The following is a 21,086-nucleotide window of genomic DNA, read 5'->3' as shown; positions in this document are numbered from 1 at the left end:
GGATAGGTTGGGGTTTTTTAACGAATCATAGCACTTTCATTAATGGTTAAACATAGATTAATTATCATGGAATTTGCCTTAAAGGCAGCTTTTCAATTGTTTGATTGTGATGTTTAAAAAGTGATGATTTATGAGAATGTTCAGCTTGTTGAATCAAAAGTAGGGAGAATTATAGATGTAAGTTTTGTAAAAAAGCGACAAAAAGATTATTGAGGGGTAATCAATTGTAGTAGTGATAATTATCATTGTTTTGTAGAGGTGATAGATCAATGTTTTTTAGTAGTAAATAGACGAATTTAAAGTTGATATCAGAGAGGTATCGCTACTAAAAGTGGCATGTTTTCTTATTTACTTTACTACTATGTTTGACCATAAATATTCGATCGTTAGATGGCGTGCTCACAGTAGCACTTTGGACAGTAAGCCAGTTCATACATTGGAAATGCTTGATAATAACATGAGCAGAGAAGATGTGTATCAATTGCAACAAAAAATGAGACACCCTAATAATGCTACAGAGCAGGGTCTTCGCAGTCAGTACCAACATGCTTTTGTAGTACCAATGATTGCTTTGGAAGAGTTTGACGTAAGGGTAGAGTTCTAAAGTTTAAATCAACTATAAATGGTACAATTGAAGCAATGTCAGGGCAGGTTCCATAATGGAGATCTGATTTGAAAGCGATGCAGTAATAGTTATACTGTATCGCTTTTTCTGTTTATATGGATTGTAATTTACTTTTTTGGCTGATGACTTGATGAGAGGCAAACATCAGGATAATTGCTATTGAAATCAGTAGCACAAAAGTAGTCTGAAACCAGATTTCAAACATGTAGGCAAATAGAACGGGAGCTAAAGCCGTGAGGAATACCATAAAGGTTGAGACTTGGCTTTTGACTGTACCCATTTTATCTACACCATACAACTCTGCCCATAGAGCGCTCCCAGCCACACTTCCAAAGCTGATACTGACACCAACCATCCCCATAAAAAAGATCAATGTGTAAGCATGATTAGAAAACAATACAGCCAGCATTCCAATTACAAGAGGAAGCAAGGTGAAAGGGATAATTCTTTGGGCTGTAAACCTGTCAACCAAAGGCCCTGTAAAGATGGTCGTAACGATTCGGCATGTTCCGAATGAACTGATTGCGGCGGCGAACCACATTAGGTCTAATCCCATGGCATCAACAATCAAGTTCTGGTTAATCAAAAAGCCAGCAGTGATAAATGGCGTATAGACAATCATAAATGCCAATATCAAAAAGCTGGGTGAGGTACGTAGTCTTTTGATGAAAGCTTTATTGTCCTTGAAGTTTTGTTTGTTGGTCTGCTTTTCCTCAATGTTTGGCTTGGCTTCTTTTCTGCCAAATGCCATAATGCTAATAGGAAACAGCGTGATAATGGCAAGTGAGATAAATATCCATACTGTACTCCAATCGTATTGTTTCAGCAAGATGACAATTAGGGTAGGAGCCATCAGTTCTCCTATAGACATACCTAATGTTGCAAAGGAAAGTGCTTTGCCTCTGTTTGCTTCAAAGTACCTACCCATGGCTGTTGCTCCCGTAAGTGGCATCAGACCTTGAGCTGACAGGCGAATACCAGTAAGGGAAAGCCCCAGCATAATCCAGTTTTGAGATTGGGAGAGTAAAAAGCAGCATACAGCCAAAAGGACTCCATTGGCAAGCGTGAAAGTCTTGATCCTGACTCTATCAATTAAAGGGCCTACAACAGACAATGCCACTGCTCCACCTAATGTTGCCATACCATACAACTTTGCAAATTCAGCATTATCCAGATTTACTGAAGTGATCCAAGCAGGGACAAACAGGCTAATGAAGAACGATTGCCCACAACAGGAAAAAAGGTAGTGTAAAAGCCCAAAAATGGTATCATGAGGATGTTTGCGTACAAGTTGCCAGTAGTTCATGAAGTTGAGAGTCTTTTGGAAATAAAAAAACTGACCGAAGTCTTCACTTCGGTCAGTAAAATATTAACCTAACCTGATATAGATTAAGCGTTCAGTTTTTCAATAGCTGTTTCAATTCGGCTGGCAACTTCTTCCTTGCCTAAAATCTCCTGCATAATCATCAGGTCAGGGCCATTGCCTACGCCTGATACAGCAACACGAAGTGCTTGCATCACTTGGCCGATCTTCATATCATGAGCAGCCAAAGTGTCATTCAGTTGCGTGTGTGCATTTTCAGCATTGAACTCCTCAATACCACGGATTGCATTGGCATAGTCGCCAAGTGCCGCAGCTACTTCAGGTTTCCACTTCTTTCTGACTACTTTTTCATCATAGCTGTCAGGAGCTACAAAGTAGAATTTGCCTTTTGGCCAGAATTCATTAGGGAAAGTTACACGCTCTTTCAGTTGGTTTGCTACTTTGGCAGCTTTCTCCTGTGAGCATTCAATACCTTCGGCTTTCAAGTCCTCCAATAGGTATTGAGCCAACTCATTGTCATCTTTCTCTTTCAGGTATTGTTGGTTGTACCATTTTGCTTTGTCGAAGTCAAACTTAGTACCTGCTTTTCCAACACGCTCAATGGTGAATCTTTCGATCAGTTCATCCATAGAGAAAATCTCTTCAGTTGTACCAGGTGCCCATCCAAGGAATGCCAAGAAGTTGATAAAGGCATCTGGAAGGAAGCCATCCTGCTTGTAACCAGAAGACTTGTCTCCTGTAGTAGGGTCAGTCCACTCAAGTGGGAATACAGAGAAGCCCAGTCTGTCGCCGTCACGCTTGCTCAGTTTTCCATTGCCATCAGGCTTCAGGAGAAGCGGAAGGTGTGCGAATTGAGGCATTGTATCTTCCCAGCCTAAGAATCTATATAGCAATACGTGAAGGGGTGCTGAAGGAAGCCACTCCTCACCACGGATTACGTGTGTGATTTTCATAAGGTGGTCATCTACCACGTTAGCCAAGTGGTATGTAGGCATACCATCTGATTTCATCAGGATTTTATCATCAATGGTATGTGCGTGTACCATCACCCAACCACGAACCATGTCGTTCAGGCGGATTTCCTCTTTGCGAGGAACTTTCAGACGGATTACATAAGGTTCACCAGATGCGATGCGCTCTTTTACTTCCTCTTCTGAAAGTGTCAGAGAGTTTTTCATCTGCATTCTTGTGATAGAGTTGTACTGCTGGTTGGCAACGTTGGCAGCCTTAAGGCGCTCACGCATTTCTTCAAGTTCTTCAGAAGTGTCAAATGCATAGTACGCATTGCCTTCGTCAATCAATCGCTGAGCATACTGCATATAGATGTCCTTGCGTTCAGACTGACGGTATGGTCCGCACTCGCCTGGGTTCCAAGGAGACTCATCAGTGAAAATACCAGCCCATTCCAATGATTCTTTGATGTACTCTTCAGCACCCGGAACAAAACGGGTACGGTCAGTATCCTCAATTCTCAAAAGGAAATCACCACCGTGGTGTTTGGCAAAAAGGTAGTTGAAAAGTGCGGTCCTAACCCCACCAATATGCAGAGGACCTGTTGGGCTTGGAGCAAATCTTACCCTTACTTTATCCATTATTCAGCGATATTTATTACTTAAAAACTTAGTATCTCTTTATTTAAGAAGGATTTGTGACAAAATAGTCCAATTCCTCCCTTGCAGTTTGCAAGTGCGAAGGTAGTGAATTTTATCTTCGTAATAAACTTTACTGTACTGTGAGAAGGACTTCTATGAAGTGAGGAAATCTAATGCGGAATGTTCGTTTGGGCAGGGATAAATCAACGGAGTTGATAACAGGTTGACTTGCTATAAGATAGGAGGGGTTATTTCAAAAACTGAACTCAACATTGACCTGAAGGCGTTCCATATTGGTTTTAAGATCACCTAGCGGTTGAATAAGTTTTCCTAAATAAAGAATACCAGAAAATCGGACATTATTGGTTAAGCTATACCTGCCTGTCAGCCGGTGACCCTTGATGTTGGTACCGGGTCTGTACCCTGACTCTTCACCTGAGTTGGGTAATGGATTCTGATAGTATGCCCCAAAGTCAGAGTCCACTATTTCTTCATACCATGAGTCCTTTTCTAGGTACTTATATCGGTACGTAAATGACCAAGTGTTTTTCTTTCCATCTTCACCAAAACGTACTGCAATTGTCCAAGCCTTATTATCCTGTTCAGGGTCAAAGTTATATAAATACTCTGCAGCCAATTGAATTGAGAATCGATCAAATCCTCCAAACTTCCCAAAGTTATAACCGATAGCCCCATCCAGAATCAAGTTCTTGAAAGCATAGATAGGAGCTCCGTCTTCGTCTCGAGTGTTGCCAATATTGCTATTGGGGACAGCTTCGTTTGTCAATGCTTTGGCGTCCCTGATTTCAGCATAAGCTCCCCCAAAAAGAAGGTGGATATTCTCATTGTGATAATCGTGCCCTAAATAGGCACCTACAAGGTGAGGGTCTTCTGAACTATCAGCGTTCTCATCCAGTACCAGATAAGCACAGTTTAAAACAATGTTCTGTCTTTTGTCAATATTGAAATACCACTTGTTAGCAATTCCCTCAGGGGTATAGTCATTGTCAAAAACAATATCAGAAAACTCATTAGGGTTTTTGAATTTGCCTACCGAGAGCCTTGTTTTGATTTTACTGCCAATAGATGGTGTCCAAGATGCGTAAGCCCAATCGGCAAAAATATATTTTTTGGAGCCGTTGGAGGTAAAGCTGGTATTTCCAGAGATGGGATCACCACCGTATTCAGGTCCTACAAGATCACTGGAAGTAAGTTTGATACCTACCTCAAAGTTTTTGGGCAGTTCTATGATAAAAGCGATACGTACTCTGTACCTCAGTCTTCTTCTGTTTTTAGCACCTAATTGCTGCTCACTATTTCCGTAGATGGCATCATATCTAGCCCTGAAATCTCCATTGAAATAAACGGAAACAGTATCCTGTTCACTGATTTCAAACTTGAGCATTTTGGCAAGCTCTTCATTGCTGAATGCTGTTTCAAAATCTTTCTTGACTTTGGGGTTTCGTTCTTGAGCGAAGCAGGCGATTAGGGTAAAATGGGATAGGATTAGGAATAGAAACAAACGTTTCATGATGTTGGATATGGGTTTGAAAAGTTATTAGAAGAAAAATAACGGTTGTGAAGCTCAATAACCGATAATGAATGGTAAGAATTGTTAGCTGAAAAAGATTAAAAAAAGGCTTATCGAATGGGTGTTCGATAAGCCTTTTTGATATAGTGTTTTAGCCTTTATTACTTGACCTTTTTTACGGCAAAACTGACTAAGATAACTGCCATACACCCGATGACATTGTACCAAAGGAAAGGCACTTCTGTAAAGAAGAAACAATAGAGTACCACGATTTCGGAAATGATACCTGCAATAAATACTGCCTTGCTGCCAATCTGCTTGAAGAAGAAGGCCACCATAAAGATACCTAGGATTACACCGTATACCAGTGAGCCTAATATGTTTACAGCTTCAATCAAGGTGCCTAACCTGTTGGCGTACATGGCAAAGATAATGGCATATATACCCCAAAAGATAGTGACCAGTTTTGAAACCATGACATAATGCTGGTCTGTTCCATTCGAGTTGAAAATTCTTTTGTAAAGGTCGACAACTGTTGTGGAAGCTAATGCATTCAGCTCGGATGAAGTAGAAGACATGGAAGCTGATAGGATAACGGCAATGAGTAACCCCACCAAACCAGAAGGTAGGAAATCCTTCACAAAGGTCAGGAATATATAATTCGTATCGTTAGTGTCAGCTTCCGGCATAGCCTTCTCAATAGTGGCTATTGCCTGCTTTCTTAATTTCTGTGATTGAGCATCGGCAGCTTTCAAAGATTCAGTAGCTGCAGCTTGTTGGGCGATGTCTTGGTTTTCCAGCGCATCTACTAGATTAAAGGCTTCCTGTTTCCTGTTTTCTTGTGCCAGTTGGTATTGCTGTTCAATCTCTACCAACTCTGTTTTATATGCTGTTTCATGGGCAGATTCTAACAACACTTTATTAAAGAAAATAGGGGAGGTGTTGAAGAAGTAAAATACATATACCATTGCGCCAATAAACAAAATCAGGAATTGCATTGGAATCTTGATCATACCATTGAAAAGTAATCCAAGACGGCTTTGCCCGATTGAACTTCCTGATAAATAACGCTGTACTTGAGACTGGTCGGTGCCAAAATAGGAGAGTGCAAGAAAGAAGCCGCCAATCAGACCTGTCCAGATATTGTATTTGCTGGTTGGGTCAAACTCAAAATCTACGGCATTCAGCCTACCCATTTTACCTGCCAAATGAAGGGCATTGTCAAAAGAAACCGTTTCAGGTAAGAACCATACTACGAGAATTCCCGCCATCAGCATCCCGATAAAGATGACTGCCATTTGGAGTTTCTGTGTTTGGTTAACGGCTTTTGTACCTCCTACAACGGTATACATTACTACTAGCAGACCAATTGCGATAATGGTAAAGTTAATGTTCCAGCCTAGTAAAGAGGAAAGTATTAAGGCAGGGGCAAAGATGGTGAATCCGGCAGCTAAACCTCTTTGTGTCAGAAAAAGCAAGGCTGCAAGAATTCGTGTATTTACATCAAAACGCTTTTCGAGATATTCATAGGCAGTGTAAACGTTTAGCCTGTGATAAATGGGTACAACAGCAACGGAAAGGACTACCATTGCCAGCGGCAGACCAAAGTAAAACTGCACAAAACGCATTCCATCAGTATACGCTTGTCCAGGCGCTGAGAGAAACGTAATGGCGCTTGCCTGTGTCGCCATGATGGAGAGCGCAACCGTAAACCATTTAGCTTCACGATTTCCCAGTAGGTAGCTTTGCATGTCGTTCTGTTGGCGTGTTTTCCATATACCATAGATGACAATAAATGCCAAGGTACCACCAAGAACTGCCCAATCTAAAAAAGTCATATATCTAAGTCTGTTAGTTGATCTGTATTATCGCTGAAATTGTAATTACTGAAGTCGTTGTAACAATGTATGAAATGATTATTCGAATGATTTTGTAAACCAGTAAAACAGCAGGATCAACAATGCTAGCTCTCCAATGACAACAGCATAAAGTTGCTTCCAGCTTTTAAAGATTTTTGGGAGGCTTTCATTTTCATACTCCTCCATTTCATTTTTAGAGTCAGAAATATTCATTTTCAAATAAATACTTTGTGTAAAAACTATATTTCGCTTATTTTCACTTAAATACATATTAGAAAAACCCAATTCTATTTAATCCTCATTACCATGAATAACAAAGTTTACAAGCTGGGCTACCTTGGTGCTATCACAAGTGCTGTGGGTATCCTGATGAAACTGGGCAATTTGCCAGGTGCTACTATCGCCATGATGAGTGGAATCGTCCTGACGGTCATATTCATCAGTATCTTTTTGTATTTTAATAAGAACCTTCTCTAGTGAAAACGGAATGCCCGAAGTGTTTTCAAGACTTCGGGCAAGTGATTTTGTTATTTGGCTTTTGAGTCAAGACTCGCTTCTGCATCAAATGCAATCATGTTTGCGAACAACCTGAAAGCACCAGGTACAGCGGCAGGTAACTCCCTGAACCATGAAATACCTGTGTAGATGTAGGTACCTTTACCGTATTGAGTTGCTAGTGTAGCACCCGTTTTTACTTCTTCTCCAGGATCGTGCATTGAGAACAGTGGCGTATAGTGTTCATCCCATTCATTTGGGAAGTACAAGCCTCGTTCCTGAACCCAATTGCTGAAGTCAGCAGCAGTGATCTTGTTTGGGGAATTTACCAAAGGATGCTCAGGTTGAAGTACAGTAACTTCAGCTTCTTCTACAGTAACTCTGTCACGAGATAGCTGAAGTGGGTATGGACCCAAGTCATTGGTAACAAGTCTGTGTGAGGTATTGTATTGGACAATCAAGTTACCGCCGTTTTCTACGTATTTCATCAGTTCCTTTTGGTGGAACTTCATTCTCGGGTTGACGTTGTAAGCACGTACACCTGTAATGACTGCATCGTATTTTTGTAAAGTGGCTGCATTGATGTCTCCATTTTCCAGAATGTCTACTGTATATCCTGCAGCCCTCAATGCTTCAGGAATGGCATCACCAGCACCTTCTATGTATCCTATTAGTTCTTTGCCTCCTCTGTCAATATCAAGCTTAACAAGTTTAGCTTCAGCAGAAGGGAATAAAGTCTGAATTGGAATGTGTGCATAGTCTATGACATTCAGTTCATAAGATGTAGTGTGGCCATCTACGATAGATTCAATCTTAAGCGTTGCTTCAGAGGCACTGGCAGGAGGTGTCACCATAAAGGTTAGTAACTGCTCATCAAACTTGTCGTTCAGTTTTACTTCAACTGAAGCAGGTGTCACGCTCCACCCTTCAGGAACTACCGGTCTGACAGTAGCAGAAGTATTAGCTTTTTGAGCTTTCGCTAAAACCTTGATCGCTTTGCCTTTTCCGTTGGCAAAGATCATGACTTTGTCTTGAAGGTTCGTAGTGATAGCCGGTGTAACAGCCAGTGGTCTGTATCGTTCTCCATCAACCGGGTCTGTCCACTTGTAGAGTACAGGAATCTCGTGGTTGACATTTACACCATTGATATTGTAAGTGATTTTTACAGGAACAGCAGCAGGGTTTTGAGGAAGCCCGATTACTTTTTGGTCACTTACTACAAACATGCCTTTTGTTTCCTTTTCAGCTAACCAGTAAGGCTGTGAAATAGGGTAGGCAGCAGGCACTTTAAATGTCGCTTCAGCTGAAGTCATCTTGTTGAATGCTGGTGTCGCTTCTTCAAGCTTGATCGTACCTAGCTCATCCACCTTGATATTTTCAACTTTAACTTCAGTGTTACTTCTTCTGATCAAATTGATTCTAACACTCAAACTGTCACCTTTTGCAATGCTATAAGCTTCACTGGTTGCTTCTTGCCAGATGCCAGCACATTGAAGAATCAGTTCTTCCACTTCTTGCTCCTTGATTTGTACCCATGCAGATTCATCTTTCAAGTTACGGATATCAGTCAGAAGTGAGGTGAGTGCCTCGACACTAGCAGCAGGGTTTTCTACACTGAAGTTGCTGTTGATGGCTTTTACTTTTTCAGCGATTTTCTTTCCACCTTTTATGCGGTTCCATGTTAGGTCGATGCCTTCAAAAAGGTCATTTTCAGCTTTGTCACCTTTTAGGTGTGAAAGGTATTCTATTTCCATACCTCTTTGCATGGCAGCTCCAAAACCTTGGCTTTTATGCTGAGAGCGACTTGTTGAGGCTATTTCACCCAAGGATTTTCCCAATAATGCATTATAACCGCCAACGTCTATGGATAAGTATTTTGACGGGTCGAACTCAGCTCCTGTGGTTCTGAAAAACCAAGAAGAAGTGTTCCATAAGATTCTTTTAGGTTGCCAAGTATCTACATACTTCAGTTGCTCAGGAAAACGCTTAGGGTCGGCTGCAGCTTCAAAAGCTTCTACAGCGATCAATGCAGAGGTAGTGTGGTGTCCGTGAGTGAGGCCTCCTCTATCTGGAGAGAAACGGGTAACCATTACGTCAGGTCTGAATTTTCTGATCGCCCAAACTGCATCTGCGAGCACCTGTTCCTTGTCCCAGATATTTAAGGTCTCTTCAGGGTTTTTGGAGTATCCAAAGTCATTAGCACGTGAAAAAAACTGTTGACCTCCATCTACATGTCTGGCAGCCAATAGTTCCTGAGTCCTGATGATTCCTAACTGTTCACGTATTTCCTTGCCTATCAGGTTTTGTCCGCCATCACCACGTGTAAGCGACAGGTAAGCTGTACGGATTCCCATTCCCCTCGAAAAATGGGTGATCATGCGGGTATTTTCATCATCAGGGTGTGCAGCCATGTACATCACGCTGCCCAATACACCAAGTTTGTTCAAGCCAGCCTTTATTTCGGAAGCATTCAGACTTTCTGTAGGCTTTACCTGCGCATAGGTCGTAAAAAATGAAGTGATTAGTAATGTTAAGAGTGTAAGTTGTTTCATGAATGAAATTTTAGATGCTGGAAGCAGAAGTTTAGAGTTCAGAACCAGAGGAGAATGCCGTTTGTTTGATAAGGCTCAATATTAAAGTAGAGACGCACAGTTTATATGCGTCTCTACAGTATTCAGAAGGAATTGCACCTCTCTGATTCTTAGTTCTTTTTGCTGTAAGCCTTCAGCCATTTTTTGGAAGCATTTTCTTTCCAAACAGCAAAATCTTTTTCCATTTGTGGCTGGAAGTACTCATAAGTACCGTCAGGGTTAGCCTTGCCAGCTTCCTGTGCTTCCAACATCAGGTCAAGGGCAGCATCCCAGTTTTCTTGCTCAGCAAGGAAACCAGCTTTTACCCACTTGTTCCAGAAATAGTCTTTTGTTGCAATTGATTTGTCGATCATGGCCATTGCATTTTCCATGTCTCCATTAGAAGCATAGTACTGAGCAATTCTTTGGTAATTTCTCCAAGCATTACCCAGTTCCTTTTTGGTTTGATCAATATTAGCCATTGCTACCTCATTAGTAGGAACGGTAACATTGAAAGAAACCATAGTTTTGTTCCACCAAAGCGTCACTTTACCTTCTGTTTCAGAAACAGGTTCAATCAGGTAAGCCAATCTTTCTTTCATTGGAGCTTCAGCAGGTTTTGCAGCAGCAGTCGCTACATCATCAGCTTTAAGCGCTTCAGTGTCTTGCTTACCGCCTTTAAGGTAAGTGAAAACACTGCTACCTTTGCCATTGAAGTGGAAAGTCCAATCTCCTTCAGCCATAGGTGTCAGGAAAATGTGGTAAGCGCCCGCTTTAAGGTCTTTACCGCCCACTTTTACGTCAGTGCTAAAAGTGATCTTTGTTGGTCCATTGGCACCGGCTCTCCATGCAACTCCATATGGCTCCAACTCGCCAAATACTTTTCTGCCTTTTACCGCAGGAGAAGAGTAGTCAACTGTGATGTCTGTCAGACCGACACGTGCCATTACACTTGCAGCAGGGCTAGGAGCAGGAAGTTCTTGTGCATTAGCGAAGTTGGCAAAGACCATTGCAACAACCAGCAAAAGTGCATTCATTAGTTTTGAGTTTCTCATAGGTGTTTAAACAGAGATTACTGTGAAAATTACAATTACAGGTTGCCAAAATAATAAAGACCATCTACTTATAACCTCCAACTGGTGTTAAAAAAAGTTGTGATTGTCTATTTCAGAGATAGCCCAACTTGAGTCTTACAGAATGAATATTAATTCAGTTTCTCGATTTTCAAGCTTTCAAGTACTTCATTGCCTCTGTCGGGGTAGTCTGTGATAAAACCATCGACACCCCACTCCAATAACTTGATCATGTCTTCTTTTTCATTAACAGTCCAAGGAATCACCTTCATTCCTTTTTTATGAAGATTCTTGATTGACTTTTTGTCTAGCAAGTGAAAGTCAGGGCTGTAAATCTGTGGAGTGAAGCCTAGGGCTGTTACGGCTTTTTTGTAATCCTTTTCACCCTCTACCAATAAAGCCAAGACCACATTTTTATGATGCCGCTTGAGGTATCTCAATGGACGGACGTCAAATGATTGAATGGTGAACCTGTCATAAGGAATCTTTTCATCAAGAATTACTGCCAAAACCAATTCTGAAAAACGATCGGGACTAGGATGATACTTGCCATCACTTTTTTCTGAACTCTTTATTTCAATATTGTAGCGAACGGGCGGAAGTCCTCTCTGTCTCTTATAGTCTTCAGCCATACGAAGTACTTCTGAAAGTAGTGGTTTGTAGACTTTCATTTGTTGTTGATCAGGAAAGCGCGGATGTTGTTTGCTACCTACATCAAACTGTTTGATTGTTTGATAATCCATCTCATATAGGTTGTAGCTTTTCTCTTGGTCAGCTGATATTGCTTTTCCGTCAGGGGCTAGGCTGATCTCATGGTTCATAAATGGCTCATGTGAAACCACGACAAGACTGTCTTTGGAGATGATAACATCAAGCTCCAAGGTGGTAACCTCTAAAGATAAAGCCTTTGAGAAAGCAGAAAGAGAATTTTCGGGTTCTAAACCTCTGGCACCCCGATGGCCTTGCAGGTCTATTTTTATTTGCGCATTTACATTGAAATGAGTCATCAGTAGCAGCGATAGTATTGGGTATAGTTTCTTTAGTAGCAGTTGCATTTAGGGTAGTTTAGTTTGATTTAGATTATATGGAAAGATTGAGTTTTATGATCGTACTAATCTAAGTTTAAATATGAAAATAATAGTCTTTTGAGATGTTTTATATAGAAATGCAAGGAATTTGAAATGAATGTTTTGGAACTTACTTGAAAAGCCAAAATAGAATCGTTAGATAGGAGTATTTGAAGCCATACTGAACCAAAAGACTTTAACCCTGCCATATGAAAAATGAAACCTTTAATGTAGTGGAACCCAATCAGTCTCTTTTGAAAATCAGGACATTTCCTGTGATGCACACGCTTCGAACCAACCTTCGTCCTTTGGTACTGCCTGATGCAGATAGATTGTATGAAATTTACTCTGATAGGGAAGCAATGAAGTACAGGGCATCACCGCCAATGAGGTTACCTGAAGATGCTTACACGATGATTGACGAGAGTTTGGAAGGTTTCAGGGATCTGAGTAAGATCAGGTGGGCCATTGCAGATCGCAATAATTCAGAACTGATAGGTACAGGTGGTTTTATGCACTTCGAAAATAGTGGCTGGTTAGGCGAAATAGGCTATTCTCTTGATAAGAACTATTGGGGAGTTGGAATTATGACGGAAGTAGTAATTAAACTATTGGAATTTGGTTTTGAAAAACTGGAACTGGAAAGTATTACAGCTACTTGTTTTATCAAAAACACAAGATCAGTGAATATGTTGGCAAAGTTAGGCTTTGAAGAAATAGAGCGTTTTTCAGCAAGTGGAAATTGGTATTCTCCTTTTGCCAACGCAATCAAGTATGAGCTTAAGAATAAGTAAGGTATATCTTCAGTGTATAGAAAAAGGCTGCCTTTGGAGCAGCCTTTTTTTATATGTATTGAGTGAAAAGTCTGATTTAGTTTTTAATCAGGTTTTCTCTCAGGTTTTTTTCCCATTTCCAAGCTGTTTCCATCATGTTGTCTAGGTCACGCTCAGTTTTCCATCCCAATTCCTTATTGGCAATGTCTGTATCTGCCCAGATTTTCTCGATATCGCCAGGTCTTCTGTCTACAATCTTGTAGTTCAACTTGATGCCGTTCACTGATTCGAAAGCTTTGATTACTTGCAGTACAGTGCTGCCTGTACCAGTACCAAGGTTAAAGAATTCGAAATCAGCTTTACCTTTTGCTTCAAGCATACGTTCAGCGGCAATGATGTGCGCTTTAGCCAAGTCAACTACATGGATGTAGTCTCTGATACAAGTGCCATCAGGCGTGTCATAATCACTGCCAAATACACTCAGTTGCTCACGCAGACCAATTGCAGTTTGCGTAATGAAAGGAACCAAGTTCATAGGAACTCCTTTTGGTAATTCACCAATCAGTGCTGAATCGTGGGCACCAACAGGGTTGAAGTATCTAAGGGCGATTGCCTTGATTTCAGGGTAAGCACTTGCAGTGTCTCTCAGGATTTCTTCACAAATTTGTTTTGTGTTTCCGTATGGAGATTCAGCAGGCTTAGTAGGAGCCTCTTCAGTTACAGGTAAGACATCAGGCTGTCCGTATACTGTACATGAAGATGAAAATACCATGTTTTGCACATTGTGCTTTCTCATGGCATTCAGAAGGTTGATCAGTGAAGAAATATTATTCTGATAATAGAGTAATGGTTTTTCAACTGATTCTCCTACTGCTTTTGAAGCAGCAAAATGGATTACAGCAGATAGGTCATTGTGTTTGGCAAACAGCGCATCCGTTTTTTCAGCATCAATCAGGTTAAACTGCTCAAATGTAGGTCTGATACCAGTAATTGTTTCGATTCTGTCCAAAACCTCAATATCAGAGTTGGAAAGGTCATCCACAATAACCACTTCATAGCCTTGCTGTTGCAGTTCTACCACAGTATGTGATCCAATATAGCCTGTGCCGCCTGTTACCAGTATTTTCTTATTCATATTCTCAGAAGGGTTTAATTCGTTAGCTAGCAAATATAACCTATCAGATTTTTGTTGGAAGTATTTTGTTAAGAAAATAATGAGGCGAGGAGGAATTGCTTGTTAAGAACAGTATTGGTTAGTTTGTAATCAGAAATCAACTTTTGATATATAAATATAGCGTGATGGCAAAGAAAAAACAGGAAGAAAACGATTGGAAAGACCGTTTGGGTGTAGTGTTCTCCACCAATGAGGAATTTACTTATGACTACGATGAGGAAGATGAGCAAGAAACCCTGCCTCCAAATCAGCAGCAGCTCAGAGTACAGATGGAGAAAAAAGGTAGGAAAGGTAAAACGGCAACACTTGTAGCAGGTTTTGTGGGGTCGGAAGATGATTTGAAAGAGCTTGGAAAACTCCTGAAAACAAAGTGTGGAGTAGGAGGGACAGCCAAAGATGGAGAAATCATTATACAAGGGGATTTTAAGCAAAAAATTGTAACTATTTTGAAAGAAGCAGGCTATTCAAATACAAAATAGTCTTGTTGTTCGTAGAAACCTTGGTGAGGTAGATTTAGAAGTATATTTCTTTGTCTACCTTTTTTATATCCAAAATGTTTGTCGTATAATTATATTTTCATGTATAAAATTTTAATTATTAGTTAAAAACTATACTGATCATTCTTTATAACAACATCTTCATGAAGAAATTATCTTTAATGGCCCTTGCGGCACTCTCAATGTATGCTTGTACCAAACCAGGTGCAAAAGAAGGAGTAGCTTCTTATAACTTGACTGTTAACTTGGCTGATGTTCAGAACGGAACAGCGATCCTTTTCAATGAAGCAGGTAACGATACTGTATCTATTGAAAATGGAGTAGCTACTTTTGCTGGGTCTGTTGCTTCGCCTGCAATGACAAGTATTCAGTTTGCTTCTGATTCCTTAGAAAAGCCGTTTGGAACTAGCCTTTTCCTTGAGAATAGTGAGATTACAGTGACAGTATCTGAAATGGGCACCAAAAAAGAGGTTACAGGATCTGTGGCACAAGCAGAGTTGGATTCTATTGTTGCAGGATTTGCAGGAAAAGATGCAATGGATGATGTGATTGCTCAATACAGAGCAGCTTCAAATGAAGACACGGTATTGATAGCAAAATTGAATGCAGAATACGATAGTCTGGAGGCGCTTAAAAACGAATATTACAAAGGACAAGTAGCTGAAAGACCAAATAGCCATGCGATGGCATATATTGTGAGAAGAATGATTTACAGCACTCCATTTGAAGAAATAGAGCAACTTGTAAGTCAATTTGCTCCTGAGATGCAAGAAACTAAGTATATCACTTATCTGAAAGAATATGTGGAGAAGGAGAAAGCATTGCAGATTGGTAATGTGGCACCTGACTTCAAACTGGCAAGTCTTGACAGTACAGAGATCGCACTGTCTGATTTCAGAGGAAAGTATGTACTGGTTGACTTCTGGGCTACTTGGTGTGGACCATGTATGAGAGAGCTACCTGAAATCAAGAAACTATATGCCGAGTTCAAGGGGGATAACTTTGAAATGCTTGGTGTGTCGTTTGATACTGATGGCGAAAAGTGGAGAACAATTGTGGAGAAAAAGGAAATGGTTTGGCCTCACGTTTCTGACTTGAAAGGTTGGAAAAGTGCAGCAGGTAAACTTTACAATGTAAACGCTATTCCAAATAATGTACTGGTAGGTCCTGATGGTAAAATCCTTGCCAAAAACCTGCACGGAGAAGAATTGGAAAACAAATTGAAAGAAGTGCTTTCAGCTACGGCAAGTCTTTAGTCATTTAGTTGATAATAAAAGAACTAAGGTTGTTTACGTGAGTAAGCAACCTTTTTTCATTTAAAAACCTATCTCAGAAAAAGTAAGTCACTTTGCCGCTTTCAATACTAATCTTTTTATTTTCGGCGAGCAGTTGGAGAATATCAGTAGGTTCACAGTCTGTATTATCGTGTCTGATCAGTGAACTGATATAATTGAGGAGTGTTTTTTCTTTTCGTGGACGGTTTTTGCCATGAAGGTTTTTGAGTGTGTCCATTACTCTTTGAAAGGTAGTGATGCGTTGGAATTTTTCAGCGTCGATATAGATTGGTTCTCCCGTTCGGATTAGGGTTCCTCCATTGTGGAACTCGGTAAATTCAAGGGTATGTGTCTGCCTGTAGCAGGTTCTTCCCATCTGTTGTATGTAGGTGATCAGTCCGTCAAAACCTTTATCCTTAGAGATAATTATAAAGGCTGCCGTTTTATCAGCACGGTGATGGTATTGCCCGAGAAGAAAGGAGAGATGGAAGTCGAGGTTGTTCCTGCCCGCAGTGTTGATCTGTATCCATTTTACCTTATCTCCCAATGGCTGGAGTTTTTGGACAAGCTCAAGGGGAATCTTGTTTTGGTGCCCACCAAGTAATAAAACAACTTCTTCCAGTTCTGTATTGATTAGTTTGGTGGGAAGTGACTGTACATTCTCAAAATCAATGAAGATATATTTTTTCATGTGTATTGGGCATTGCAGCAGTTTGAAGCCAATAAGATTAGACACACTATAAATATAACATTTCAAGGACATCAATGTTGGTTGTGGTATGAAAAAGTCATTGTTATGGCTATTGTTACAAGGTTGGGTGATATCTGAAGCTTCAGGGCAGTGCAGTATTCGCTTTTTAGCGGAAAGAGCTTCTGTACAGGAGTTTGTGGAAAAACAAGAGGGAGTATATGTACCTGTCTCTAGAATTACGATCGATTATTTGGGAATGCCTGTTGGGTTGCCTTTTAAGTATGCCAGTGTTGCACCTGCATGGAGTGTGGAAAACAGTCCGTCTTTCGCAGGGAGAAATACAAGTTTGAAAAAGATCGATGGGCTGAAGTTACGGAATGAAGCCTATCTGGGGCTGAAAAGGCTGAAAAACAGTGCAGCTTTGTCAGGGATAAAGCTAGAAGTTTCAAGTGCATTCAGGAATGGAGCGTTTCAAGCGTCATTGTATAGGAAGTTGGGTAGTAACATAGCTGAAAGGACAGGCTATTCGGAACACCAGTTAGGTACGACGGTTGATTTTACGGCTGTCCATGCTGGGAGTAAGACTTTTTTATGGTTGTTGGAAAATGCTTTTAGGCAGGGATGGATTCCTTCTTATTATTTCAGGGAAAATACAGCCATCAAGAAAGAGCCTTGGCATTGGCGATTTGTAGGACCCGAAGCTGCTGAGGAGTTTTACTGTATATGGCAAAATGAAATTTCGCAGGAAGTGCTCCAAATAAAGGAACGGTTTGCGCAATAGCCTTAATTTTACCCAATGGAAAAAGCCTGAATCTTAACCGGATTCAGGCTTTTTCTATTTAAACAAGAAGAATTATTTAGCGTCTTTAGTAGACTTTCTTCTTGAAGTTCTTCTTTTTGGTTTTTCCTCTTCCACTACTTCCTCTACCTCAACATTTGAGAAGATTCTACCGCAGTGTTCACAGATGATAAGCTTTCTCTGTTCTTTGATATCAGCTCTTTTCTGTGGAGGTACAGCGTTGAAACAACCACCACAAGCACCTCTTTTAATAGGTACTACAGCCAAACCGTTTGATGAGTTATCACGAATTTTCACGTATGCTCTCAGCAGACGGTCTTCGATTGATTTCTCAGCTTTTTCTTTTTGCTTGAGCAGCTTTTCTTCCTCTACCTCAGTTTCTGAAAGAATGCTGTCCAACTCAGCTTTCTTGACATCAAGGTCTTTTTGTCTTTCATCAAGAACAGACTGTGTCTGCTGGATTTGGTCATCCTTAGCTTCGATTGCGATCTTTGACTCACGGATTCTTTTTTCAGCTACCTGAATATCCAGACCCAAAGTTTCCAGTTCCTTGTTGATGGCATCAAACTCACGGTTGTTACGCACGTTCATTTGCTGCTCCTCAAGGTGTTGGATACGCTTCTCGTAGTCCTTGATGTTATCTTTGTTTTCCTTGATACTATCTTTGTAAGCTGTCAGCTCGTTGTCAAACTTCTCAATTCTGGTTTGATAACCAGCGATCTCATCTTCAAGGTCTTGAACTTCTTCAGGTAAGTCACCCCTGATTTTTTTGATTTCGTCTAATTGCGAATCCAGATTCTGAAGTTTTATCAGTGCGTCGAGCTTTTGAGCGACAGTATTTTCCATAAAAGTGTGAAGTGTATTTTATAGAGATATGTGAAAATCTATCAATATGCATTAATAGTATTAACCCTTTTAGGCATTCATCTTACAAACGAAATTATAAATTTTCAATTCGAGGATGACTGTTTTTAGGGGAAATATCCTGCAATTTTAATAAATAATAAGTTAAATAGCTTGTTTAATTAGGATATTATTTAGCTAAATATGGTCGGTGGTTGACTATCAGCTATTTAAAATTGGAGTGGTGAGGGAATAAAAAAGCCCTGAAGCGATATCAGGGCTTGTGAAATATCTATTATTTAGATTCTTTTCTTCTTTTCATTTCTTGTTTGACAAGCATGAATTCTCTACTGCTTTGTCCTGCAATGGAAGTGTTTTCCTCTGCTCTACGGAACAGGTAAGGCATTACTTCTTTTACAGGGCCGTAAGGAACATACTTGGCTACATTGTATCCGCTGTTGGATAGGTTGTAAGAAATATGGTCACTCATACCGTATAGCTGGGCAAAGTAGAAGTCCTTGTTAGACTCACTGATTCCCATTTTGCTCATTAGCTCAGCGAGGTACATGCTACTTTTCTCATTATGTGTACCAGCACACAAGGCAAAGTGGTTGTGATTTTCTACGATCAGCTTAAGTGCTGCATTGTAGTCGTTGTCACAGGCTTCCTTGCTTGGTTGAATTGGGTTTTGGTAGCCCATTTCAGCAGCTCTTTTAGCCTCTTTCTCCATGTAAGCACCTCTTACCAGTTTTACACCTAACTTAAAGCCTTCTGTTTTGGCAACTTCCAGGTCACCTTTCAGCTGTTCTAGCTTTGCGTGCAAGTACATTTGGTAAGTATTGTAAACAATGGCTTCTTCCTTGTTGTACTTGCGCATCATGTCCATTGCTAGGTCATCAATGACTTTCTGGATCCAAGTCTCTTCAGCGTCTATGAAAATTCTTACACCATGTTCGTATGCTGAACGACAAAGGTGATCGACTCTTTCCTGAGCTTTGTCCCAAGTTTCCTGCTCTTTCTCAGAAAGTGCTTCACCTGCCTGAACTTTTTCCAGCAGTGGTACAGGGGCAATACCTGTTACTTTGAATACAGAGAAAGGAACGTGTTTAGACGTGGCAGCTTTTTGAATGGTAAGGATAATTTCCTTTTCCGTCTCATTAAAGCTTTTGTCATTGTGAGCGCCTTCTACTGAGTAATCGAGGATAGTACCAATCTTGTACTCACCCAGTTTCTCAATTGTGTTTTGACAATCCTTGATTGACTCACCACCACAAAACTGAGTAAACAGTGTGTGTTTTACCAATGGCTTGATTGGTAAATTAATCTTGAATGCTCCTGATATAAGGAAGGTGCCGACCTTTACAAGTGATGGGTAGTCCATGCTTGCAAAGAGTGCGTAAGTTTTCATTAACTCTGAATCGCTTTTAGAAGAAAATGCAATCTGAGTGTCAGTGAAGCTGAGTTGAGCGTTTTTCACCATTTTCAATATCCTGTTTAGTGGCTTTTGGCCCGTTAGTAAACCTGGTCGTTATTTACTTTTAAAGATATTACTGTTAATACCTTCAGTGTGTTTGATTATGTGTGTTAGCATGGATACAATTTCCAGTTTCCACAGTGGTTGGCTAATCTGAACAGAATAGCTATTTTTGTGGTTATTTTGAAGTATTATTAATAACCACTTATATATGGCGACAAAAGTAGTAAAATCCGAATATAATTTAGTACAGTTAAACGAACTTATTAAGAAAAGAAGATCATATTTCCCTGCTGAATATACAGGAGAGGAGGTTCCAAAGGCTGTCATTGAGCAAATGTTGGAAAATGCCAACTGGGCACCGACGCACGGGAAAACCGAACCTTGGAGGTTTTTCGTGTTTGAAGGTGAGGCAAAAAAGACATTTGCAGACTTTCAAGCAGACTTGTATAAGGAACTGACACCCGAAGCTGACTTTGATGAGAAAAAGTTTACCAAGCTGTCAACAATGCCCCTAAAAGCCTCTCATGTTATTGCAATTTGCATGAAGAGACAGCAGAGTGAGAAAATTCCAGAGATCGAAGAAGTAGAGGCGGTAGCTTGTGCTGTTCAGAATATGTATCTCACAGTATCAGCGTATGGCTATGGTGGTTACTGGGCAAGTGGAGGAGTAACCTACAAGGAAGAAGCGAAGGAGTTTTTCGGACTTGGAGACAAGGATAAACTGTTAGGTTTCTTTTACGTTGGAGTGCCTGCCATTGATGAAAAAGAAGGTTTCAGGAATCCATATCAGGAAAAAGTGACTTGGATTTCGGAATAAGGGGCTTTTCCGTAATGAATTGTTAACCAAGTAGTGAAGCTTCAGACGTACAATTTTCTTGAGCTTCCTAAACTTTTTTCAAAAAAGTTTGTTTTAATTTACGTCACTCTTTTGAACAGATGACTAAGCGTTCATAAGTAATTAATTCCTTTCATTAAAAATATTATTACAATGGCAAAAGCAATCGAGATCACCGATGCAAACTTCGAAGAAGTAGTATTGAATTCAGACAAGCCAGTTTTGGTAGATTTTTGGGCAACATGGTGTGGACCTTGTATCATGATGGCTCCAATCGTAGACGAACTTGCAGGTGACTTTGACGGAAAAGCTGTTATTGGTAAATTGGATGTAGATGCAAATCCTGAAACTGCAGGTAGATTCGGTATCAGATCTATCCCTACAATGCTTGTATTCAAAGGCGGTGAAGCGGTAGATAAAGTGATTGGTGCAGTAGCCAAGAATGAGCTTGAAAACAAAATCAACGCTCAGTTGGTATAATTACCTGACTGAAAGATATTTCGATTGAACCCATACTTCTGAAAAGGAGTATGGGTTTTTTGTTGGGAAAGAAATCGAACACATTCTTGTGTATTGGTTCGCTTGAT

General features: G+C 40.4%; 20 protein-coding genes. 8 read left to right on the top strand and 12 right to left on the bottom strand.

Annotation, left to right across the window (positions count from 1 at the left end; translation table 11 throughout):
- The first annotated feature begins 361 nt into the window (after positions 1-361).
- Positions 362-604, top strand: coding sequence for a hypothetical protein (locus tag V6R21_RS18440; RefSeq protein ID WP_334245061.1), 243 nt, complete (start codon positions 362-364; stop codon positions 602-604).
- Positions 605-716: 112 nt separating this feature from the next.
- On the opposite strand, the gene V6R21_RS18435 is transcribed toward V6R21_RS18440, so the two are convergent.
- From V6R21_RS18435 to V6R21_RS18415, 5 genes are all read right to left on the bottom strand, one after another.
- Positions 717-1,931, bottom strand: a complete 1,215-nt coding sequence (locus tag V6R21_RS18435; protein ID WP_334245060.1) for an MFS transporter — start codon at positions 1,929-1,931, stop codon at positions 717-719.
- Between the two features lie 83 nt (positions 1,932-2,014).
- Positions 2,015-3,544, bottom strand: a complete 1,530-nt coding sequence (gene gltX / locus V6R21_RS18430) for a glutamate--tRNA ligase (RefSeq protein WP_408613137.1) — start codon at positions 3,542-3,544, stop codon at positions 2,015-2,017.
- Positions 3,545-3,794: 250 nt separating this feature from the next.
- The gene (locus tag V6R21_RS18425) at positions 3,795-5,072 is read right to left on the bottom strand and encodes a putative porin (protein WP_334245058.1); all 1,278 of its coding nucleotides are present in this window, start codon (positions 5,070-5,072) and stop codon (positions 3,795-3,797) included.
- Positions 5,073-5,233: 161 nt separating this feature from the next.
- The gene (locus V6R21_RS18420; RefSeq protein WP_334245057.1) at positions 5,234-6,910 is read right to left on the bottom strand and encodes a sodium:solute symporter; all 1,677 of its coding nucleotides are present in this window, start codon (positions 6,908-6,910) and stop codon (positions 5,234-5,236) included.
- A 78-nt stretch (positions 6,911-6,988) separates the two neighbouring features.
- Positions 6,989-7,144 (bottom strand): hypothetical protein, encoded by a 156-nt coding sequence (locus tag V6R21_RS18415; protein ID WP_334245056.1) that lies wholly within the window; start codon positions 7,142-7,144, stop codon positions 6,989-6,991.
- Positions 7,145-7,237: 93 nt separating this feature from the next.
- Here V6R21_RS18415 and V6R21_RS18410 point away from each other — a divergent pair, with 93 nt between their 5' ends.
- On the top strand, positions 7,238-7,408 hold the full coding sequence (locus V6R21_RS18410; protein WP_334245055.1) for a hypothetical protein: 171 nt from the start codon (positions 7,238-7,240) through the stop codon (positions 7,406-7,408).
- A gap of 50 nt (positions 7,409-7,458) precedes the next feature.
- On the opposite strand, the gene V6R21_RS18405 is transcribed toward V6R21_RS18410, so the two are convergent.
- From V6R21_RS18405 to V6R21_RS18395, 3 genes are all read right to left on the bottom strand, one after another.
- Positions 7,459-9,978, bottom strand: coding sequence for a PIG-L family deacetylase (locus tag V6R21_RS18405; RefSeq protein WP_334245054.1), 2,520 nt, complete (start codon positions 9,976-9,978; stop codon positions 7,459-7,461).
- A 149-nt stretch (positions 9,979-10,127) separates the two neighbouring features.
- Positions 10,128-11,051, bottom strand: coding sequence for a DUF2911 domain-containing protein (locus V6R21_RS18400; protein ID WP_334245053.1), 924 nt, complete (start codon positions 11,049-11,051; stop codon positions 10,128-10,130).
- A 149-nt stretch (positions 11,052-11,200) separates the two neighbouring features.
- The gene (locus V6R21_RS18395; protein WP_334245052.1) at positions 11,201-12,124 is read right to left on the bottom strand and encodes a glycerophosphodiester phosphodiesterase; all 924 of its coding nucleotides are present in this window, start codon (positions 12,122-12,124) and stop codon (positions 11,201-11,203) included.
- 221 nt (positions 12,125-12,345) lie between these two features.
- Between V6R21_RS18395 and V6R21_RS18390 the strand changes: the two genes are divergently transcribed.
- Positions 12,346-12,930, top strand: a complete 585-nt coding sequence (locus V6R21_RS18390; RefSeq protein WP_334245051.1) for a GNAT family N-acetyltransferase — start codon at positions 12,346-12,348, stop codon at positions 12,928-12,930.
- 76 nt (positions 12,931-13,006) lie between these two features.
- Here V6R21_RS18390 and galE read toward each other — a convergent pair whose 3' ends face one another.
- Entirely contained in the window at positions 13,007-14,044 is a 1,038-nt protein-coding gene (galE, locus tag V6R21_RS18385) for a UDP-glucose 4-epimerase GalE (protein ID WP_334245050.1), read from the bottom strand.
- Between the two features lie 164 nt (positions 14,045-14,208).
- Here galE and V6R21_RS18380 point away from each other — a divergent pair, with 164 nt between their 5' ends.
- On the top strand, positions 14,209-14,562 hold the full coding sequence (locus V6R21_RS18380; protein WP_334245049.1) for a translation initiation factor: 354 nt from the start codon (positions 14,209-14,211) through the stop codon (positions 14,560-14,562).
- Positions 14,563-14,723: 161 nt separating this feature from the next.
- Positions 14,724-15,836, top strand: coding sequence for a redoxin domain-containing protein (locus V6R21_RS18375; RefSeq protein ID WP_334245048.1), 1,113 nt, complete (start codon positions 14,724-14,726; stop codon positions 15,834-15,836).
- A gap of 73 nt (positions 15,837-15,909) precedes the next feature.
- On the opposite strand, the gene V6R21_RS18370 is transcribed toward V6R21_RS18375, so the two are convergent.
- Positions 15,910-16,545 carry a PIN domain-containing protein gene (locus tag V6R21_RS18370; protein ID WP_334245047.1) on the bottom strand — a complete coding sequence of 212 codons (636 nt, stop codon included), beginning with the start codon at positions 16,543-16,545 and terminating at the stop codon, positions 15,910-15,912.
- 88 nt (positions 16,546-16,633) lie between these two features.
- Between V6R21_RS18370 and V6R21_RS18365 the strand changes: the two genes are divergently transcribed.
- The gene (locus V6R21_RS18365) at positions 16,634-17,326 is read left to right on the top strand and encodes a M15 family metallopeptidase (protein ID WP_334245046.1); all 693 of its coding nucleotides are present in this window, start codon (positions 16,634-16,636) and stop codon (positions 17,324-17,326) included.
- A gap of 72 nt (positions 17,327-17,398) precedes the next feature.
- On the opposite strand, the gene V6R21_RS18360 is transcribed toward V6R21_RS18365, so the two are convergent.
- Positions 17,399-18,190 carry a zinc ribbon domain-containing protein gene (locus tag V6R21_RS18360; RefSeq protein ID WP_334245045.1) on the bottom strand — a complete coding sequence of 264 codons (792 nt, stop codon included), beginning with the start codon at positions 18,188-18,190 and terminating at the stop codon, positions 17,399-17,401.
- Positions 18,191-18,482: 292 nt separating this feature from the next.
- Positions 18,483-19,667, bottom strand: coding sequence for a proline dehydrogenase family protein (locus V6R21_RS18355; RefSeq protein WP_334245044.1), 1,185 nt, complete (start codon positions 19,665-19,667; stop codon positions 18,483-18,485).
- Between the two features lie 205 nt (positions 19,668-19,872).
- Here V6R21_RS18355 and V6R21_RS18350 point away from each other — a divergent pair, with 205 nt between their 5' ends.
- Both V6R21_RS18350 and trxA read left to right on the top strand, forming a co-directional pair.
- Positions 19,873-20,481 carry a nitroreductase family protein gene (locus tag V6R21_RS18350; protein WP_334245043.1) on the top strand — a complete coding sequence of 203 codons (609 nt, stop codon included), beginning with the start codon at positions 19,873-19,875 and terminating at the stop codon, positions 20,479-20,481.
- A 171-nt stretch (positions 20,482-20,652) separates the two neighbouring features.
- Positions 20,653-20,979 carry a thioredoxin gene (trxA, locus tag V6R21_RS18345; RefSeq protein WP_334245042.1) on the top strand — a complete coding sequence of 109 codons (327 nt, stop codon included), beginning with the start codon at positions 20,653-20,655 and terminating at the stop codon, positions 20,977-20,979.
- The last annotated feature ends 107 nt before the right edge of the window (positions 20,980-21,086 follow it).

The organism is Limibacter armeniacum (assembly GCF_036880985.1).
Taxonomy (GTDB): domain Bacteria; phylum Bacteroidota; class Bacteroidia; order Cytophagales; family Flammeovirgaceae; genus Limibacter; species Limibacter armeniacum.
The sequence above is the reverse complement of the archived record's forward strand: the minus strand, read 5'-3'. Positions and strand labels throughout refer to the sequence as shown.

Bases quoted from the DNA above. Each gene is read 5' to 3' on its own strand.
- V6R21_RS18355 (WP_334245044.1), bottom strand. From the start codon at position 19,667: ATGGTGAAAAACGCTCAACTCAGCTTCACTGACACTCAGATTGCATTT.
- galE (WP_334245050.1), bottom strand. From the start codon at position 14,044: ATGAATAAGAAAATACTGGTAACAGGCGGCACAGGCTATATTGGATCA.
- V6R21_RS18420 (WP_334245057.1), bottom strand. From the start codon at position 6,910: ATGACTTTTTTAGATTGGGCAGTTCTTGGTGGTACCTTGGCATTTATT.
- V6R21_RS18390 (WP_334245051.1), top strand. From the start codon at position 12,346: ATGAAAAATGAAACCTTTAATGTAGTGGAACCCAATCAGTCTCTTTTG.
- V6R21_RS18410 (WP_334245055.1), top strand. From the start codon at position 7,238: ATGAATAACAAAGTTTACAAGCTGGGCTACCTTGGTGCTATCACAAGT.
- V6R21_RS18425 (WP_334245058.1), bottom strand. From the start codon at position 5,072: ATGAAACGTTTGTTTCTATTCCTAATCCTATCCCATTTTACCCTAATC.
- V6R21_RS18350 (WP_334245043.1), top strand. From the start codon at position 19,873: ATGGCGACAAAAGTAGTAAAATCCGAATATAATTTAGTACAGTTAAAC.
- V6R21_RS18365 (WP_334245046.1), top strand. From the start codon at position 16,634: ATGAAAAAGTCATTGTTATGGCTATTGTTACAAGGTTGGGTGATATCT.
- V6R21_RS18395 (WP_334245052.1), bottom strand. From the start codon at position 12,124: ATGCAACTGCTACTAAAGAAACTATACCCAATACTATCGCTGCTACTG.
- V6R21_RS18435 (WP_334245060.1), bottom strand. From the start codon at position 1,931: ATGAACTACTGGCAACTTGTACGCAAACATCCTCATGATACCATTTTT.
- trxA (WP_334245042.1), top strand. From the start codon at position 20,653: ATGGCAAAAGCAATCGAGATCACCGATGCAAACTTCGAAGAAGTAGTA.
- V6R21_RS18375 (WP_334245048.1), top strand. From the start codon at position 14,724: ATGAAGAAATTATCTTTAATGGCCCTTGCGGCACTCTCAATGTATGCT.
- V6R21_RS18405 (WP_334245054.1), bottom strand. From the start codon at position 9,978: ATGAAACAACTTACACTCTTAACATTACTAATCACTTCATTTTTTACG.
- V6R21_RS18415 (WP_334245056.1), bottom strand. From the start codon at position 7,144: ATGAATATTTCTGACTCTAAAAATGAAATGGAGGAGTATGAAAATGAA.
- V6R21_RS18400 (WP_334245053.1), bottom strand. From the start codon at position 11,051: ATGAGAAACTCAAAACTAATGAATGCACTTTTGCTGGTTGTTGCAATG.
- V6R21_RS18360 (WP_334245045.1), bottom strand. From the start codon at position 18,190: ATGGAAAATACTGTCGCTCAAAAGCTCGACGCACTGATAAAACTTCAG.
- V6R21_RS18370 (WP_334245047.1), bottom strand. From the start codon at position 16,545: ATGAAAAAATATATCTTCATTGATTTTGAGAATGTACAGTCACTTCCC.
- V6R21_RS18380 (WP_334245049.1), top strand. From the start codon at position 14,209: ATGGCAAAGAAAAAACAGGAAGAAAACGATTGGAAAGACCGTTTGGGT.
- V6R21_RS18440 (WP_334245061.1), top strand. From the start codon at position 362: ATGTTTGACCATAAATATTCGATCGTTAGATGGCGTGCTCACAGTAGC.